The sequence below is a fragment of the Bartonella sp. WD16.2 genome, assembly GCF_002022505.1.
In the GTDB taxonomy this organism is placed as follows: domain Bacteria; phylum Pseudomonadota; class Alphaproteobacteria; order Rhizobiales; family Rhizobiaceae; genus Bartonella.
On record NZ_CP019781.1, the window covers coordinates 79,472 to 97,875 of the forward strand.

Genomic DNA, 18,404 nt, shown 5'->3' on the forward strand with positions numbered 1-18,404 from the left:
ATTTTGTTAGTGATTTATCATTGTAAATGGTAAATATTTGAAGGAGCTCATAATGACTGTCGAAGAACAAATTGATAAAGCTGTTTCATTGATTGAAGCGGCAAGGCGTTCTGGGGCAGATGCTGCTGATGCTGTTATTGTTCGTTCGCATTCTGTTCGTGTATCGGTTCATCTGGGCAAAATTGAGTCAACAGAAGCTTCAGAAAGTGATGATTTTACATTAAGAGTTTTTGTTGGGAAAAAACTAGCAAGTGTTTCTGCTAATTTAGCATCATATCCGGAAGAATTAGCAGAACGTGCTGTTGCGATGGCTAAGGCTTCACCTGACAATTTGTTTGAAGGTTTAGTAGATAAAAGATATTTAGTCACTCATCCTAAAGATCTTGATCTTTTTGATGATTTTATTCCGCAAAGTCATTTCTTAACGGAAGATGCTTTGAAAATTGAAGCTGCAGCTCTTGATGTTAAGGGGGTCAACAATTCTGGTGGTGCTACAACGGCTTACGGCAATAGTGGGCTTGTTCTTATAACCAGTAATGGCTTTTGTGAGGCGTATCGTTCTAGTTGTTTTTCACGTTCTTGTAGCGCACTTGCTGGTGAGGGTACAGAAATGGAACGAGATTATGATTATACAACTTCTTTACATTTTTCTGATTTAGAAGACGCAGAAGTTATTGGCAAAAATGCAGGATCAAGAGCAGTTCGGCGTTTAGGAGCAGTTCGTGCAGCTACTGGGGTAGTTGATGTTATTTTTGATCCGCGTGTAGCTCGCGAAATTGCTGCGCATATTGCATGTATGGTTAATGGAGCATCGGTTGCTCGTAAAACGAGCCTTTTACAAAATTTACAAGGGACAAGGGTAATGAAACCTAATGTCAATGTAACAGATCAACCTTTGAGATTGCGTGGAAATGCTTCTCGTCCTTTTGATGGTGAAGGGGTAGAAGGGCAAACATTGAATATTATTGAAAATGGTGTTTTAAAAACTTGGCTTCTTTCATCATCAACAGCTCGTGAATTGAGGCTTGAAACCAATGGGCACGGTGTACGTTGTGGATCATTTATTCAACCAGCGAGTACTAATTTTGCTATTGAACCGGGTTTAGCATCACCTCATGATATGATAAAAGCTTTACGAAATGGTTTTTATGTTACAGAATTGTTTGGGCATGGGGTTGATTTTGTTACCGGTCAATATAGTCGTGGTGCTTCCGGTTTTTGGGTTGAAAATGGTGAAATCGCTTATCCAGTGAGCGAAGTAACTCTGGGCTCTGATTTGCTTCATATGTTAGCGCATTTAACACCGGCCACTGATATTGATCGACGTTATGCAACAGCTTCTCCAACATTATTAATTGAAGGAATGACACTTGCAGGAAAATAACACGCATTATCATTCTGACCTTAATCTTTTGCTTGATGTTTGTCGGGAAGCGGGGGATTTAGCGATGAAATATTTTGGATATGAGCAAGAAATTTGGATCAAAGATGGCAATTCACCGGTTAGTGAGGCGGATTTCACAGTTGATCACTTTTTGAGGGAACAACTTTTAAAAGCACGACCGACTTATGGTTGGATTTCAGAAGAAATGGAGGATAATCAAAAACAACAGGTTTATGAACGCTATTTTATGGTTGATCCCATTGATGGAACGCGTGGTTTTCTTTCTGGAAGTGTTTATTGGTGTATTTCAGTTGCTATTATTGAAAATGGACGTCCTATTGTGGGTGTTTTACAGTGTCCGGCTAAAGGTGATGTTTATGCTGCTGCCAGTGGTCAAGGGGCGACATTAAATGGTATAAAATTGCCTCACTTAATATCATCTTATGTTAATCGGAAATATAGAATTTCTGTTGATCAATCAGTTGCTCAAAAGTTACCGTGCGATTTTTTAAATCAGGTTAATTTTTTTCGTTATATTCCTTCTCTTGCCTATCGTATAGCTCTTGTTGCTCAAGGTGAGATCGATCTTGTGTTGGTTCGACCAAATTGTCATGGTTGGGATATTGCTGCTGCTGATCTTATTTTGCAAGAGTGTGGTGGATGTTTTATATCACTTGATGCATCATTTATTTCTTATAGAATTGAGCCTTATCAATATGGCTTTTTAATTGCCGGTGAAAATAATTGCTGTCAAAATATGATAGATGTTGTTCGTCAAGCAAAGTTAGTTTAATCAAATGAACATAAAACTAAAAATTTAATGATGTGGAGGCAGTAATGAATGAAACCAACAAGAAAAAGCAGTTATTGCACCTTGTATTTGGTGGGGAATTAAAAAATCTTGATGATAATCAATTTAAAAATATTAGTGATTTGGATATAGTGGGTATTTTCCCAGATTACCAATCAGCTCACACCGCGTGGCGGGCAAAGGCGCAAAGTAGCGTAGATAATGCGTTACAACGTTATTATATTGTGCATTTACACCGACTTCTTGATCCAGAAATAAGTGATGCATAATAAATTTAAGTACTCAAACATTATTTTTCGGCTACAATAAAGCAGTCAGATTAAATTGACGGATTTGACATTAAGATGAGTGAAATTCTTCAAAAGAAAGAGGATAGTGTTTTAAAGCGATTTTGGCGAAAAAATCGTGGTTCATTGATGAAAACGTGGTTTGTACAAGTTTTTATCGTGTGGTTATTGGTGAACTATCTACGTTTTGTTTATTGGACAAATCCGCGATTAAAAAGTTCAGATGATCTTAGGAAGACTTATAATGCTTATAATCCATTTATTATCACATTTTGGCATGGGCGCCATATTATGGCGCCTTTTCTGCGTTCTCAAGATGAAGTGGTTATGGCTATGTTTTCTCGTTCTGCAGATGCAGAAATAAATGCACAATTGGCAAAAAAATTGGGACTTGAAATTGTACGTGGTTCAGGGGGGCGAGGCCAAACGCATCACGTAAATAAAGGGGGGGTGCAGGCGTTATTAACGCTAAAAAACGCTCTTAAATTTGGGAAAACGGCAGCTATGATTGCGGATATCTCGCATGAAAAAGCACGTGAAGTTGGGAGAGGAATTATTTTATTAGCCAAATTATCTGGTCGTCCTATTATTCCTTGTGTATACGCTTTTTCAAGAGAGAAAATTCTTGAAAAAACATGGGATAAAACTGCAATTCCATTACCTTTTGGGCGTTCAATTGTTCTCATTGGGGAGGCATTTTTCGTTTCCAAAGATGCAAGTAATGCTGTGTTAGAAGAAAGGCGCGTGCAATTAACAGATATGATGAATCGCTTAACAGATGAAGCTTATAACCGTCTTGCAATAGGTGAATAAAGTTTATTGAAGATGATAGAATTAAAAGCACGAATAGCTCTTTCAATTTATCGGATAGTTGGCTTTTGCTCGCGCCCTATAGTGCCTTTTTATTTATTTTATCGTACTATGTGTGGAAAGGAAGAACGGGGCCGTCAGAAAGAACGTTTGGGCAAAAGTCATAAAGCACGTCCTCAAAGTCCATTGATTTGGTTTCATGCGGCTAGTGTTGGAGAAACACTTTCTCTTTTCCCGCTTATTAACTACATTTTATCTTTAAAAATTAATGTATTGTTGACAACAACTACTGTGACATCTTCCACTCTTGTGAAAAAGCATTTTGGCAATCGGTTAATTCATCAATATGCTCCATTGGATTTAGAATCGGCTATATGTCGTTTTATCAGCAATTGGAAGCCTGATTTAGTATTGATTTGTGAATCAGAAATTTGGCCTTTACGTATAAAAACGCTTGCTAAAATGCGCATTCCACAAATTCTGATTAACGCACGTATGTCTGAAAATTCTTTTAAGGCGTGGCAAAAACGGTTACCCCTTGCTAAGCACATTTTAAAACATATTGATATGGTTATTTGTCAAAGTCAAAAGGATGTAGCTTGTTACCGCACGCTTGGGGTAAAGTCTGTTGCACTTTCTGGTAATCTTAAAACTGATGTTGTTCCGATTGTAAACCAATCGTTGCTTACACGTTACTGTAATGCTATTGGAAATCGTCCTGTTTGGGCTGCTATTTCAACCCATGAAGGGGAAGAGAAGATAGTTTTTGAGGTTCATAAAATTCTTAAAAATTATTGGCCAGATTTATTAACAATCGTTGTTCCGCGTCATCCTGAGCGTTCAGAAGATATTATCAAGGCATGTAGTGATAAAAGCTTGCGTTTTATTCGTAGAAGCAGGCATGCTGTCCCAGATGCAAATACAGATATTTTACTGGGAGATACAATTGGGGAAGTAGGGCTTTTTCTTCGCTTATCGAAAGTTGCTTTCATTGGTAAATCATTATGTGGTTATGGTGGTCATAATCCATTGGAACTGGCTTTGCTTGGTGTAGCTATTTTAACGGGGCCTCGTGTTGCAAATTTCCAAAACATATTTGAACAATTTTTATCTCATAATGCAGCTTGTATAGTTGAAGATACCGCACAGCTTGCACTTCAAGTACAGAAGCTTTTAACAGATGAAACATGTCGGCAAGAAATGGTTAATAAAGCTTATGAAATAGCGACAGATATGGCAGGTGCACTTGAGCGCACATTAAAGATTCTTGATCCATTTTTGCAGCCACTTATAATGCAGACAAGTTTAAGTCAATGTCGGGGTGGGTATGCTTATTAGAGCTCCCCATTTTTGGTGGAAAAATAAAAACATTTTACATTTTTTATTTACACCAATTGCTAAAGTTTATGACTATTTTTCACATTGTCGTATGAAAAGACAGCCTCCTGTTATTGATTTGCCAGTTTTGTGTATTGGCAATTTTACACTAGGTGGAGCGGGCAAAACACCTGTTGTGATTGCTTTTGCCAAAGTAGCCAAAGAGCTTGGTTTTGTTCCTGGCATTGTGTCGCGTGGTTATGGAGGGACGGTTAAAGGTGTACGTCTTGTTAATGAGAAATATGACAATGCACGTGATGTTGGAGATGAACCGCTTTTACTTGCACGTTATACTTTGGTTGCAGTATCGCCTGATCGTTATGCAGCGGCACAACGTCTTAAAGAAGAGGGCTGTGATCTTATTTTGATGGATGATGGGTTTCAAAGTCGTCGCCTTTATGTGGATTATGCATTACTTGTGGTGGATGCAATGCGTGGTTTTGGAAACGGAGCTGTTTTTCCAGCAGGGCCTTTGCGTGCACCATTAGAAATTCAGTTTTCTTTGATGGATAGTGTTTTAATCATTGGTCATGCGGCTGCTCATAATGATGTGGCTTTTGTGGTAGAGGGCTCTGGAAAACCATTGCATTATGCTCGTCTTAAACCTTTGGTTGCTGATGAGGTTGCTGGAAAATCCTTTTTGGCGTTTGCGGGTATTGGCAATCCAGATAAGTTTTTTGAATCCATTAAAGAAATGTCTGGTCATGTTATGCAAACGTGTTCTTATCCAGATCATTATTTTTTTACTAGTACGGATCTAAAGAATCTTGCACAGAAGGCTAAAATCCAAAATTTGTGGCTGGCTACAACTGCTAAAGATTATACTCGCATACAAGCGAATGGCTTACAAAAGGAGTTAAAAAATCTTACCGTATTTGATGTTGAAGTCGATTTTGTTCAAGCAAATTTTTGTCGTATGTTGCTTGAAGAGGTTATGAGCCGTTTTAGGAAGCGCAAGCATTCTTTTTAATCTGTATGTGGAGGTGCCAGTTTCTGCTTTATGGGTTTTCATTGGCTATTTTTAATAATTGGCGAAGATGTGGATTGCATTCAAGTTCACGACGATAGGATAATTCACAACTAGCATATGCCTCTTGACGATGATGATTCCAGTATTTTAAGTCATCTATAGGGATTTTTTGTCCGCTAACAGCACAAAGAGTATAAGTTCCGTATTTCACAATTTTGTATCCATTACTAGAATACTGAATAGTTGCTTTACGTTCATTATTAGAAAACATTCTCTATGGGTCCTTTCTATTCTTATAAGACATATTAAAGTGCCATAAGATGCTTTATAAAGTCGAGAGTGAATTAAAAATATTTTTTCAGATTAGAATAGTGAGTGAAATTTTATTTTCTTCCAAAAAGACGTTCTATATCGGCTAGTTTGAGTTCAATATAAGTAGGGCGGCCATGATTACATGTGCTTGAATTAGGTGTTGCTTCCATTTGTCGTAAAAGAGCATTCATCTCTTTAGGATGCAAAAGGCGTCCTGAACGTATTGAACTATGACAAGCCATTGTCGCTGCAACATGATTGAGCATTGCTTTTAAATTATCTGTGGTATCATATTCAGACGCTTCATCGACAAGGTCTTTGATAAGAGCTTGTGCATTGATTTCCCCTAACATGGTAGGTGTTTCACGCACTACGATTGCCCCTGATCCAAATGCTTCAATTCCTAAACCAAATTTCTGCAAAACATCTTTATGCACTAAAAGACACGCTGCATCTTCTTCAGAGAGTTCTACAATTTCAGGAATAAGCAGTAGTTGTGAAGGCAATGGTTTAGAGTAAAGTGCATTTTTAAGAGCTTCATAAACCAATCTTTCATGGGCAGCATGCTGATCTACAATAATCAAACTATTTTTGGTTTGAGCGACAATATAGTTTTTATGAATTTGTGCTTTTGCAGCCCCTAATGGATAGTGTAACTCTTCTGATGTAGGGGGGTGAGTCACAGTACTTACGTCACTACTAGGTGTGTTTATATACTCTATCATAGGGGTGATATTTTCTCGTAAATCAGCAGAGTCGGGAATATCTACTGGTTTATGATCTGTTGGTGTAGTTCCTGGTGTAACATACTGTGGCTGCGGACTATAAGAAAAAGGCTGATGAGGGCTTCTAAAAGTTTTGAATGATTGTCTTTGAAATGCAGCTAACATTGCTTTAGAGCCCGTTGAGGTGGGGCGAATGCCAGTCTGACGTAATGATTCATGAATGGCTCCAATAATTAATCCGCGAATTAAACCGGGATCACGGAATCTTACATCAGCTTTTGCTGGATGCACATTGACATCTACATCGGCAGGTGGCAAATCAATAAAAAGAATAGATACAGCATGGCGATTTGGAGCCATAACATCGGTGTAAGCCCCCCGGATTGCTCCCGATAAAAACTTATCACGCACTGGGCGCCCATTAACATAGACAAATTGATGAAGGCTATTACCACGATTGAAAGATGGCAAACACGCAAAACCAGTTAAACGAGCTGTTTCACGCTCAGCATTTAGTGTAATACTGTTGGAACCAAACTCTTTTCCCATAATCTGTGTAATACGCTCTAATTGCCCTTGGGTGTTGTTTTCAGTTGCGGGTAATTCCATGAGCGTTCGATCTTTACCAGAAAGAGAAAAGCGGATATGTGGAAATGCGATGGCAATTCGTTTAATCATATCTGTGATAGCGTTCATTTCAGCGCTATCAGTTTTCATGAATTTTAGTCGTGCTGGTGTCACAAAAAAAAGGTCACGAACTTCAACAGTTGTTCCAGAATTAGCAGCAGCAGGTTTTGGTCCTTCAATTTTTCCTGCAGTAACGATAATTTCAGCAGCGCTATCAGCGTCTTGTGTTCGTGAAATGAGTTTAAGTTTAGCAACAGAACCAATAGAAGGTAAAGCTTCTCCTCGAAAACCAAGGAAGCAAATATTATGTACATCATCGACAAGTTTAGACGTGCAATGACGAGAAATCGCTAAAGTTAATTGATCTTTTGAGATACCACAGCCATTATCACTTACTCTTATAAAATTTTTTCCACCGTTTGCTGTAACAATTTCGATACGGGTTGCTCCTGCATCAATAGCATTTTCAACAAGTTCTTTGACAACATTAGCTGGCCGTTCAATAACTTCACCGGCGGCAATTTGGTTAATAATGGTTTCGCTGAGGTGGCGTATGATCATAGTTTAATTTAACAAGGTTCGTTTTGACTGTATAGAATGAGAGAAAGTTGAAAATAATATTTTAAGAATGGTTCTGTTCACTTTCAATGGAAGAAATAATACATAATTGGAATGTTCAAGGTTTCTACTCTTAGATCACACTTTACCAAAGACTGTTCTATCTTTATAGTTTTGAATTACATTAATTGCGGTTATAAACCAGTTGAATACATCGGTAAAGAATGAGTTTATATTCTTAACAAAACTTACGATAATTAATGATCTAGGTCAAAAAGAGGCAAATAAAAATGAGAGGCAGGATATATGGTATGCACGAGCGGTATTCTCGCAGATAGTGATATACAAGTTTTAATTGATAATAGCATTCTTAAAGCTATTTGCTCATTTGATGCCGATCAAATACAGCCTGCGAGTATTGATTTACGTTTGGGAAAAAAAGCGTATCGTATACGTGCTTCCTTTATGCCAGGGCCGGATACAAAAGTTTTCGATAAGCTTGAACGGTTAAAATTACATGAATTTGATTTGCAAGATGGGGCAGTTTTAGAAACAGGTTGTGTTTATATTGTTCCTCTTTTGGAAAGTTTGGATTTGCCAAATGTTTTTTCTGCGGTCGCTAATCCTAAAAGTTCTACGGGACGGTTAGATGTTTTTACACGTGTGATTACAGATAATGCTCAAGAATTTGATAAAATTTGTGCAGGTTATCATGGTCCGCTTTATCTTGAAATTAGTCCACGCACATTTCCGATTTTAGTGCGTACAGGTTCGCGTCTATCACAACTTCGATTTCGTAAGGGGCAAAATTATTTGAATGGGATTGAGTTACATGCTTTGCATAGAAACGAAATGCTTATATCAGATGATTTTCCCAATATTAGTGACGATGGTATTGGGCTTTCTGTTAATTTGAAAGGAAACGAAGAGGGGCTTGTGGGTTATCGCGGTAAACATCATACAAGTGTCATTGATATTGATCAATGTTGTGTTGCTAACGTTTTAGATTTTTGGGAGCCTATTTATGATTGTGGTAAAATGGAATTGGTTCTTGATCCTGATGAGTTTTATATTTTAGTTTCGCAAGAGGCTATCCATGTTCCACCGCTTTATGCTGCTGAAATGACACCATTTAATCCTTTAGTTGGTGAATTTAGAGTACACTATGCAGGTTTTTTTGATCCAGGATTCGGGCATACACAGGCAGGTGGAAAGGGAGCCAGGGCGGTTTTAGAAGTACGTAGCCATGAGGTTCCATTTATTTTGGAGCATGGTCAAATGATCGGTCATTTGGTATATGAGCGTATGCTAAATCGACCCTCACTTCTTTATGGGCATGATATTGGCTCGCATTATCAAGCACAAGGATTAAAACTATCTAAGCATTTTAAATGAGTTTGAAAATATAGATTTTAACCCAATATATGTAAGTTCATCTTTTGAGGAAACAGCTTTGGTATTTCATATATAGAAAAAGGGTATCACTGTGATTATTTCTTCAACTTTTGATTATCGCAAAGCAGCAAAACGTCGGTTACCTCCTTTTTTATTTCACTATATTGATGGTGGTGCTTATGCTGAAGAAACGATGCAGCGTAATTATAGAGATCTTCACGCACTTACATTACGTCAACGGATTCTTAAGCAAGTTGGAGAAGTTGATCTTTCAATTCAGATTTTTGATCAAATATTAGGTATGCCGGTTGTGCTCGCACCTGTTGGATTAACTGGTATGTATGCGCGTCGTGGTGAAGTAAAAGCTGCACGTGCGGCTGTTGCGAAAGGTATTCCTTTTACTTTATCTTCCGTTTCAGTTTGCTCTATTGCAGAAGTACAGGCAGCAGTTGGAAATGCATTTTGGTTTCAGCTTTATGTTCTCAAAGATCGTGGGTTTATGCGTGATGTGTTAGAGCGATCTTGGGCAGCTGGTGTACGCACATTGGTTTTTACAGTTGATATGCCGGTTCCTGGTGCACGTTATCGTGATGCTCATTCGGGGATGTCTGGACCTTATGCTAGGTTACGCCGTATGTTACAAGCTGTTGTACATCCTCACTGGGCTTGGAATGTTGGTGTTATGGGGCGTCCACATGACCTTGGAAATGTTTCCACTTATCTTCACAAGAAAATTAAACTAGAAGATTATATTGGTTGGCTCGATGCAAATTTTGATCCATCGATTGCTTGGCGTGATTTACAATGGATTCGGGATTTTTGGAAAGGACAAATAATTCTGAAGGGTATCCTTGATCCACAAGATGCACGTGAAGCAGTGCAATTTGGTGCTGATGGTATTGTTGTTTCTAATCATGGTGGGCGTCAACTTGATGGAGTGCTGTCAACTGTGCGGGCATTGCCAACAATTGCGGAGGCCGTAAAAGGTGATTTGACTATTTTGGCTGACTCTGGCGTTCGGTCTGGCCTTGATGTTGTACGTATGGTGGCACAAGGGGCGAATGCCGTTATGATTGGCCGTGCCTTTGCTTATGCGCTTGCTGCGACAGGTGAGAAAGGTGTTGCTCATCTCCTTGATCTTTTTGCTAAAGAAATGCGAGTGGCTATGACATTGATTGGTGCCCGTTCAATAAAAGAAATCACACGTGAAAATTTAGTTAATGTGGATATCTATAAGAGTTGATCATGCAAAAGCACACTAATGTTATGTTCCTGGAAAGAAAAGTAATTAAAAACAAGTAAAATATAAACTTATATAGAAAGTATAATTTAATATTTTTTAGTATCTGCAAAAGTGCTAATACTTTTTTGTATCACTATAGTTCTGAGGGAGTGCTAAGTAGATTCATCACTTTTTCTTTTTGAATAAAGTAATTAGCAAGCATATTCGACAAGGTACATAAGCTACAACAATTTGCATTACAATCTATAAGGTAGGGCGGTAGCGTTTAACAATGCAAAGTTCTCTCTACACAGATTGCAAAATTTACGCAAAGTGTAACTCCACATACAGATAAATTGAATGTGAAAGATTCTACTTATCACACTGAATTGATATCACAGACAAGTTTTAGGCAAGTACAAAGATATTAAGGTACACCGTGCTTCTTACCTTTGATTTGTGAAAGAGACTTATTTTTTAATTTCTATGAAATTTCATTTCTATCCGTACTTGTATCATTTTTATCATAGTTCTCTTGAAGATTAGTGTGAGATTATTCGTTAGAGCTATCATAGCTAAGGAGGAAATTTATGTATGTGAAATATTTAATAACAGTATTTATTTTTGTTTTTCTTGCACTTTCTGCGGGACGAGCAGAAAGTGGTATAATTCCTCGAGAATCGATGGCCGTTGCGCCATCAGTTATTGTTACTCCTGTTTTTTCTTGGGCAGGTTTTTATCTTGGAGGTCAGATTGGTGTTTTTTCGAGTAAAACTGATCTAAGTTCAAGTTATTTAAAGAATGGTGATGTTGAAAAATGGGCTTTAATTAAGAAAGATTTTATGCCTAAACTTTCAGGGTTTGTTGGAGGTTTTTATGCAGGTGCCAATGTTAGTTTCGGGAATAATTTTATTCTAGGTGTTGATACGGATATAGTTTTGTTTAATAAAAAGGACATAAAAACTATTGATATAAACGATGGTGGTGAAAATAAAGAGTTAAAAAATAAAAACGTAACGAGAGATTCTGAAGGAATAGTTTCTGCTTCTGGTTATGATACTTATAATGAAGACGTTGTTCCAAAAATTAAATTTGCAACTTATAATCATACTTTAAAACAGAAATGGGTTGGTGCTACGCGGGCACGTATCGGTTTTGTTGCTGATCGTGTTATGCCTTATATCGCTGGTGGTGTTTCTTATACGCAGTTTCAAGATATCTTATTGAGATCGAACGAAGAACAAGGTCAAATAATGATTAATACAATAGGAGAAAAAAGGACAATGATTGGTTATATTTTTGGTGTTGGTGTTGATTTTGCGATGATAGGTAACACTATTTTGCGTACAGAGTATCGTTATTCGGGTTTTGGTAAACAGAAATTCACAAAGAATGGAATTGAGCGTAGTTATAAAGCTAATGATTTCCGTATAGGTATGGCCTATAAATTCTAATGTTTATAAAGTTAAGTTATGAAAAAAGCTCTATTAATAGAGCTTTTTTGATCAATTCGCATTATAAGGAACTGTTTTTGGGATGGAGAAGAGGTTAAGTTATTTTCTTAATTGAATTTTGACAAGTTTTTGTGTTTATAATAGCAGCCATATTTAATCCGGGGTTATTGTGAATAGTAAAAAACAATATATGGTAATATTATTGTATGTTTTAGGGGGAGTATGTAAACGTTGGCACCATAGTAGTTAATCGCTAACTTGAGTGAGAAGCTTGTCTATAAAGTGATCGATACAGCTATTATAATCTTTAGAAAGCGGTAAGCTGCAAAAGGGTAGTATTTATGAGCTGTTCTATAATAACAGCAAATTAAAAAGAAATCTTGATAGTTGGTATTTATAAAGCCCAACTCTAAAGATATCTCCCAAGATAGAAATTTTTCACCTAGATTTATTGCTACATTTGTTATGCAAAACTGCCAAATGGTTGGTTTTGCGTAATGCTGTGAATTATGAGCAAAAAAATATCTTCGGTTATTCAGGACGGTAGGTGAACATTGGGGGGGAGTCAGACAATGAGTTTATCTTTAAAATACCTGATTTTGTGTATGATTTATCGCGTAATTTTTAGGCGAGTTTGTTTTACGGTTTGTGTTTTATAGGTGTAGTCTTTTTGTTTTAGGCTTTGTATTTTAGGGCATTTTTAGAGAGCCTTTTGTTAATGTTTTATGTTTTTTTGTAAGGGGGTTTAAGGGGGGGCGTTTAGGTTTGTGGTAAGCCGTTCAGGAATGATTTTGTTTTTATCTTTTTTATGAACAGTTTGTCTCTTTTAATCGGATTGGTTTAAAGAGGATGTAGGGTTATGGTTATGCGTCGTGTCTTAAAACATCATGTTTGTTTATGTGTCCTCTCAACGGCTATTGTGGCTGGGCTGGCTCTTATTACATCTCAAAAAGTATATGCCCAATATTTAAAGACGAATATGGGTAATTGTAAAGGTATGGCTGGTAGTGGGAGTAGAGTGTTGGGGGGGGTGCGTTGTGGGGGGATGATGATCCTAATGGGAGGATCGAGTGTGAAAGTAGGACAAAGACAAGGACGCTGACTGGTGAGAGAACAATAGATATGAATAGCGAACCTGGTGAGGAGGCTGTGAAGATAATAGGGCCGGATACAGATATTACGATAGGAGATAATCTGCTGACGGTTAAAAATGGTGATAGGAGTGATAAATCGGCGATTAGGGTGGAACAGGGGGCGAGGCTGACGTTGAAGGAGAATGTTAGTATTACAGATGTGAAAAAGGTGATGGAGGTTGATGGTTCAGGGTCTGTGATTACGGTAAATGGGGGGACATTTGGGTTGAAGAATGCGATTGAGGCAGGGAAGGATGGGGGGAGGGTTATGATTGAGGTGAAGAAGGGGGGAAAGGTCGTTTTTGATAAGAGGGCGGTGGGGCGTAATGGGGGTGATCTGACTATTAGCGGGGGGCAGGGAGCTATGACTACGGTAACGGGGATAGAGGTGAGTGAAACAGGGGGAGAGGTGGAGATGAGGAAGGGAACGACAGTTAATTTTGAGAGGGTGACAGAAGCGATAAAGATTAAGGGTAGTGGGACGGCTAATATAAGAGGAGAGGGAATTATAAATATTACGGGAAAGAGTACGGGGATTAAGATGGAGGGCTCAGGGAAGGCTGATGTGATGAGTCTGACTATTAATGGGAGTGGTACAGTAACAGGGGCTGAGGTATCAAGTGGGACGTTGGAATTGACTAAAGTGACGTTGAAGAATGTCACAACAGGGGCAAAGGTAACAGGGAGTGGGACGCTGAAGGTGCTTGAGGGGACGATTACGGGAAAGGGTACGGGTACGGGGGTATATGCGGGCGGGGAAAAGGTGACGTTGAATACGGTGAATGTTTCAGGGGTGCAAACAGGGGTGGAGGCGACAAAGGGGCAGTTGGTGATAAATGGTACGTCGACGATTACGGTTACAGATGGTGGGACGGGGGTGAAGGTGGGGGATCAAGTGACGAGTGCGAAGTTGACAGATGTGACGATTAAGGGAACTGGGGGAGCTGTGAGTACGGGTACGGGGGTGAAGATGGAGAGTTCGGAGACAGTCACGTTGACCAGTGTGAATATTTCAAATTTCAAAACAGGGGTGCAGGTGACAAAGGGGACGCTGAAGGTAACAGAAGGGTCGATTGGGGGGAAGACCTATGGGGTGTATGCGACGGGGGGAAAGTTTGAGATGAATGGGGGGTCGATTGAGGGAAAGAATGGGACGGGGGTGTGGGTGCAGGAGAGTGGGACGGCTAAATTGACAGGGGTGACGATTACGGGGAAGACCTATGGGGTGTATGCGACGGGGGGAAAGTTTGAGATGAATATGGGAGAGATTACGGGAGGGAGTCAGGGGGTGTATGTGAGGGGGACGGCGACGGCTGATTTGACAAAGGTGAAGATTACGGGAAGTGGAACGGGGGTATATGCGGGGACTGCGAGGAAAGTCACGTTGAATATGGTGGAGATTTCAAAGGTTAAAATGGGGGTGGATGCGGCGGCAGGGGAGTTGGTGATGAATATGGGGACGGTTGAGTTTACGGGGAATGGGTATGGGGTGAAGGTGTCGGGGACGGCGACAAGTGCTGAGTTGACAAAGGTGAAGATTACGGGAGGGAGTCAGGATACGGGTAAGGGGGTGTGGATGGAGGGGGGAAAGGTGACGATGAGCAGTGTGGATATTTCAAATGTACAGGGGGGGGTAGAGGTGAAGGCAGGGGATCTGACGATCACAGGGGGGTCGATAAAAGGGGTGAAGTGGGGGATAAATATGGAGGGGGGTAAGAAATTGGTGATGGATGGGGGGACGACAATTAGTTTTACGGATGGATATGGGGTGAAGATACAAAATAATGTGACGGCTGAGTTGATGGGGACGGTGATTACGGGAAATGGGGGTGGTACGGGGGTAACTGCGATGGGGACGGGAAGTGTGACGATGAATATGGTGGAGATTTCAAAGGTACAAGTGGGGGTGAATGCGACTGGTGGAACGGTGACAATCACAGGAGGGTGGATAAGAGAGGTGCAAACGGGGATAGATATGGAAAAGGGGACGTTGGTGGTGAAGGATGGGACGAGGATTGAGTTTACGGGGACACATGGGGTGAAGGTGGGAACAGCGGTGACAAGTGCTACTTTGACAAATGTGATGATTGAGGGAACTAATGGAAAAGGTATGGGGGTGTATGCGGAGGGGACGGGAAATGTGACGTTGACCAGTGTGGGTATTTCAAAGGTACAAGTGGGGGTAAAGGTGACAGGGAATGGGGATCTGACAGTGAAGGGAGGGGAGATAACAAATGTGCAAATGGGGATAGATATGTCAGGAAGTGGGACGTTGACGGTGGAGGATAATACGACAATTAGTTTTACGGGGGATGGAACCGGGGTGAAGGTGGGAGCAACGGTGCAGAGTGCTACTTTGACAGGGGTGACGATTAGGGGAACTGGGGGAGATGGCACGGGTACGGGGGTACATGCAGAGGGAGGGAATCTGACAGTGAAGGGAGGGTCGATAACAAATGTGCAAACGGGGATAGATATGTCTGGAAGTGGGACGTTGACGGTGAAGGATGGGACGGTGATTACGGTTACGGAGAATGGGTATGGGGTGGGTGTGTGGGGAGGAACAGCGACGGCTGAGTTGACAGAGGTAACGATTAAGGGAGAGGGAGAGGGTAAGGGTACGGGGGTATATGCGGAGGGAGGGAATCTGACAGTGAAGGGAGGGTGGATAAGAGAGGTGGAGAAGGGGATCGTTATGATAGGGGATGGGATGTTGATGGTGAAGGATAATACGACAATTCATTTTACGCGGGGGTATGGGGTGTATGTGGGAGGAGGGGCGACAAGTACTGAGTTGAAGGATGTACAAATTAAGGGAGAAAAAAGTGGTTACGGGGTATATGCGGGGGGGAAGGAAGGGTGACGGTGAAGGGAGGGTCGATAAAAGAGGTGCAAACGGGGATCGTTATGATGGGAAAGGGGACGTTGGAAGTGAAGGATAATACGACAATTCATTTTACGCGGGGGTATGGGGTGTATATGGGAGGAGGGGCGACAAGTACTGAGTTGACAAATGTACAAATTAAGGGAGGGAGAAGTGGTTACGGGGTATATGTGAGTGGGGGAACGGTGATGGTTAGTGGGGGGTCGATAAAAGGGGTTTGGAAGGGGGTGGAGGTGTTGGCAGGGGATCTGACGGTGAAGGGTGGGACGACAATTCATTTTATAGGGGATGGAGCTGGAGTATATGTGGAAGAGAAGGTAAAGAGTGCTACTTTGACAAAGGTGACGATTAGGGGAACTGGGGGAGATGGGAGTACTGGGGTAATAATGGGGAGCTCGGGGACGATGACCGATGTGGATATTTCAAATGTACAATTGGGGGTAACTGCAATGGGTGGAGCGGTGACGATCACAGGGGGATCGATAAAAGAGGTAGAGAAGGGGATCGTTATGATAGGGGATGGGATGTTGATGGTGAAGGGTAAGACAGAGATTCAGTTTGAAAAGGGAGATGGGTATGGGGTGTATATGGAGGGATCGGTGAATGCTAGTTTGATGGATGTAACGATTACGGGAGAAGAAAAGAAAGGTACGGGAGTATATGCAGAGGGGGGGAAGGTGTGGTTGGATAAGGTGAAGATTTCAGAGGTTGAAAAGGGGATAAGGGTGAGTGATGGAAGGTTGGTGATGACAGAGGGGTCGATAACAAATGTGCAAACGGGGATAGTTATGTCGAAGGGGATGCTCGATTTGTATAAGATAGGTGTAAGAGATGTCGATAAAGGGATAACTATCGAAAACGGGGATATGTACATGGAAAAAGGATCAATAGAGTTTGATGGAGAGCACGGCATTCATCTCAAGCAGGGGAATGTTGATTTAAGGGGTGTCAGCATGACTTATACGGGTGAGGGTTCTGATGACGTTGACAGGAGGGTCGGTAAAAGGGGGAGTAACGCTAACTTCATCAATGTTGAAGGGGGAACAGTTTTGGCATTGGGTGTGACTATCAATGGAAATGACAAGGGGCAGGGCTTAAAGGTTACAAAGAGGGGAACAGTGGGGTTGAAAAATACAACCTTTGCTAATGTGAGAAGTGGTATGTCTATCACAGACGGATCTGTGCTTATGTTTGGTGGGGGTATTACTTTTAAGGGAGGGCACGGCATCAGTGTATCAGGGGGACAGGCCTTGTTAAATGGTTTCAGCATTATGGGATCTGATAATGGCACAAGCACGGGGGTTGGGATAAGTAACTTGGGAAAAGTAATGATGAAGGGAGTAGATATTTCAAAGGTTGGAATGGGGGTACGAGTAGTAAGCGGGTTGCTGATGATGGACAAAGGATCCATTACTTTTAAAGGAGAGCACGGTATCAATCTTATTCTAGGGCAAGCCATGTTAAATGGTGTTAATATTATAGGACCTGGTGGTAATAAGGGTACGGGGGTAGAGATGAGTTATGGGCAGTTGTGGATGACTGGTACTACCTTGAGGAATGTCGCAAAAGGGATGACTATTACAGATGGATCTGTACGCATGGAGGGAGGATCGATAGAATTTGAAGGAGAGCACGGCATCGATCTTATCCAGGGTCAGGTTGCTTTAATGGTGGTCAAAATGGCTTATCGAGGAAACAATCCTACGGCTGATTTCATCAAAATTACCGGAGAGGATACTACAAATGCTGTGAAGAGGATCTATCCTGAAAAGAGGGCTGTAGTCGTTGCAGCAAATCTAACAATCAACGGAAATGGTCATGGGCAGGGCTTGCATGTAATAAGGGGTGGACGGGTTGTATTGATGAAGCCAACTTATACTGATGTTTACAATGGGATGACCATTAAAGAGGGTGCTGTACAGGTACTGGGTGGGGAGATGACTTTTAAAGGAGAGCATGCTGTCTATCTTAATCGGGGCCATGCTTTGTTAACTAATGTCGCTATGAAGTATACAGGAGATAATGACAAGAGTACTTTCTTAAAGGTCGAGGCAAAAGGAAATGCTCTAAATACAGCAGATATTAGGGGGACGGGCATTAAAATCGAGGGAAATGGTCATGTACAAGGGGTTCATGTGGAAAATGGGGGGCGGGTGATGTTAGAAAGTGCGGTCTTTTCTAATATCAAAAATGGGGTTACTGTGTTGAATGGTGAATTCTGGATGAAGAAGGGGGAAATTGAGTTTAAAGGAGAGCATGCTGTCAGTCTTTCAACGGGGAAGGTCGTGCTCAATGGCGTTATTATGAACTATGGGGGTGATAGAAGGGTAAAGAGGGGTGCTAACTCTACAAAATTCATCAAAGTCGAAGGAAAAGGTGCAAATCTTACCGCAGTCAAGGTGATGATCATTGGTAATGATAACGGACAGGCGGATGGTTTGATGGTGTAGTCTTT

14 protein-coding genes are annotated in these 18,404 nt (G+C 40.8%); 12 read left to right on the forward strand and 2 right to left on the reverse strand.

Annotation, left to right across the window (positions count from 1 at the left end; all coding sequences use genetic code 11):
- Positions 1-52: 52 nt before the first annotated feature.
- The 6 genes from BWD162_RS00350 (at position 53) to lpxK (ending at position 5,639) form a co-directional block, all read left to right on the forward strand.
- Positions 53-1,384 carry a TldD/PmbA family protein gene (locus BWD162_RS00350; protein WP_078704952.1) on the forward strand — a complete coding sequence of 444 codons (1,332 nt, stop codon included), beginning with the start codon at positions 53-55 and terminating at the stop codon, positions 1,382-1,384.
- The gene (locus tag BWD162_RS00355) at positions 1,371-2,177 is read left to right on the forward strand and encodes a 3'(2'),5'-bisphosphate nucleotidase CysQ (RefSeq protein WP_078704953.1); all 807 of its coding nucleotides are present in this window, start codon (positions 1,371-1,373) and stop codon (positions 2,175-2,177) included. The genes BWD162_RS00350 and BWD162_RS00355 overlap by 14 nt, the downstream gene beginning before the upstream one ends.
- Before the next feature lie 44 nt (positions 2,178-2,221).
- Complete coding sequence (locus BWD162_RS00360) at positions 2,222-2,464, forward strand: DUF4170 domain-containing protein (protein WP_078704954.1); 243 nt, start codon at positions 2,222-2,224, stop codon at positions 2,462-2,464.
- 75 nt (positions 2,465-2,539) lie between these two features.
- A complete protein-coding gene (locus tag BWD162_RS00365; protein WP_078704955.1) occupies positions 2,540-3,295 on the forward strand; it encodes a lysophospholipid acyltransferase family protein in 756 nt (251 codons plus the stop codon).
- A gap of 12 nt (positions 3,296-3,307) precedes the next feature.
- Complete coding sequence (gene waaA, locus BWD162_RS00370) at positions 3,308-4,630, forward strand: lipid IV(A) 3-deoxy-D-manno-octulosonic acid transferase (RefSeq protein WP_078704956.1); 1,323 nt, start codon at positions 3,308-3,310, stop codon at positions 4,628-4,630.
- A complete protein-coding gene (lpxK, locus tag BWD162_RS00375) occupies positions 4,620-5,639 on the forward strand; it encodes a tetraacyldisaccharide 4'-kinase (protein ID WP_078704957.1) in 1,020 nt (339 codons plus the stop codon). The genes waaA and lpxK overlap by 11 nt, the downstream gene beginning before the upstream one ends.
- A gap of 28 nt (positions 5,640-5,667) precedes the next feature.
- Here the strand turns inward: lpxK and BWD162_RS00380 are convergent, their stop codons facing one another.
- Together BWD162_RS00380 and mutL are read right to left on the reverse strand one after the other, a co-directional pair.
- Positions 5,668-5,910 carry a DUF2093 domain-containing protein gene (locus BWD162_RS00380; RefSeq protein ID WP_078704958.1) on the reverse strand — a complete coding sequence of 81 codons (243 nt, stop codon included), beginning with the start codon at positions 5,908-5,910 and terminating at the stop codon, positions 5,668-5,670.
- Between the two features lie 112 nt (positions 5,911-6,022).
- Complete coding sequence (mutL, locus tag BWD162_RS00385) at positions 6,023-7,864, reverse strand: DNA mismatch repair endonuclease MutL (protein ID WP_078704959.1); 1,842 nt, start codon at positions 7,862-7,864, stop codon at positions 6,023-6,025.
- Between the two features lie 303 nt (positions 7,865-8,167).
- Between mutL and BWD162_RS00390 the strand changes: the two genes are divergently transcribed.
- The 6 genes from BWD162_RS00390 (at position 8,168) to BWD162_RS00415 (ending at position 18,399) form a co-directional block, all read left to right on the forward strand.
- Positions 8,168-9,256 carry a 2'-deoxycytidine 5'-triphosphate deaminase gene (locus BWD162_RS00390; protein ID WP_078704960.1) on the forward strand — a complete coding sequence of 363 codons (1,089 nt, stop codon included), beginning with the start codon at positions 8,168-8,170 and terminating at the stop codon, positions 9,254-9,256.
- Positions 9,257-9,347: 91 nt separating this feature from the next.
- The gene (lldD, locus tag BWD162_RS00395) at positions 9,348-10,499 is read left to right on the forward strand and encodes an FMN-dependent L-lactate dehydrogenase LldD (protein ID WP_078704961.1); all 1,152 of its coding nucleotides are present in this window, start codon (positions 9,348-9,350) and stop codon (positions 10,497-10,499) included.
- Positions 10,500-11,068: 569 nt separating this feature from the next.
- Positions 11,069-11,932 (forward strand): outer membrane protein, encoded by an 864-nt coding sequence (locus BWD162_RS00400; protein WP_078704962.1) that lies wholly within the window; start codon positions 11,069-11,071, stop codon positions 11,930-11,932.
- Between the two features lie 859 nt (positions 11,933-12,791).
- Entirely contained in the window at positions 12,792-13,034 is a 243-nt protein-coding gene (locus tag BWD162_RS00405) for a hypothetical protein (RefSeq protein WP_078704963.1), read from the forward strand.
- Between the two features lie 20 nt (positions 13,035-13,054).
- Entirely contained in the window at positions 13,055-15,928 is a 2,874-nt protein-coding gene (locus tag BWD162_RS00410; protein WP_078704964.1) for a beta strand repeat-containing protein, read from the forward strand.
- Positions 15,925-18,399, forward strand: a complete 2,475-nt coding sequence (locus tag BWD162_RS00415; protein WP_153300971.1) for a hypothetical protein — start codon at positions 15,925-15,927, stop codon at positions 18,397-18,399. Before BWD162_RS00410 ends, BWD162_RS00415 begins: the two co-directional genes overlap by 4 nt.
- Positions 18,400-18,404 lie beyond the last annotated feature (5 nt).

What these genes read in the sequence shown, in the direction of transcription:
- BWD162_RS00380 (WP_078704958.1), bottom strand. Translation starts at nt 5,910, where the DNA reads ATGTTTTCTAATAATGAACGTAAAGCAACTATTCAGTATTCTAGTAAT.
- BWD162_RS00400 (WP_078704962.1), top strand. Translation starts at nt 11,069, where the DNA reads ATGTATGTGAAATATTTAATAACAGTATTTATTTTTGTTTTTCTTGCA.
- lpxK (WP_078704957.1), top strand. Translation starts at nt 4,620, where the DNA reads ATGCTTATTAGAGCTCCCCATTTTTGGTGGAAAAATAAAAACATTTTA.
- BWD162_RS00390 (WP_078704960.1), top strand. Translation starts at nt 8,168, where the DNA reads ATGGTATGCACGAGCGGTATTCTCGCAGATAGTGATATACAAGTTTTA.
- BWD162_RS00405 (WP_078704963.1), top strand. Translation starts at nt 12,792, where the DNA reads ATGGTTATGCGTCGTGTCTTAAAACATCATGTTTGTTTATGTGTCCTC.
- BWD162_RS00410 (WP_078704964.1), top strand. Translation starts at nt 13,055, where the DNA reads ATGAATAGCGAACCTGGTGAGGAGGCTGTGAAGATAATAGGGCCGGAT.
- BWD162_RS00360 (WP_078704954.1), top strand. Translation starts at nt 2,222, where the DNA reads ATGAATGAAACCAACAAGAAAAAGCAGTTATTGCACCTTGTATTTGGT.
- BWD162_RS00365 (WP_078704955.1), top strand. Translation starts at nt 2,540, where the DNA reads ATGAGTGAAATTCTTCAAAAGAAAGAGGATAGTGTTTTAAAGCGATTT.
- BWD162_RS00350 (WP_078704952.1), top strand. Translation starts at nt 53, where the DNA reads ATGACTGTCGAAGAACAAATTGATAAAGCTGTTTCATTGATTGAAGCG.
- mutL (WP_078704959.1), bottom strand. Translation starts at nt 7,864, where the DNA reads ATGATCATACGCCACCTCAGCGAAACCATTATTAACCAAATTGCCGCC.
- waaA (WP_078704956.1), top strand. Translation starts at nt 3,308, where the DNA reads ATGATAGAATTAAAAGCACGAATAGCTCTTTCAATTTATCGGATAGTT.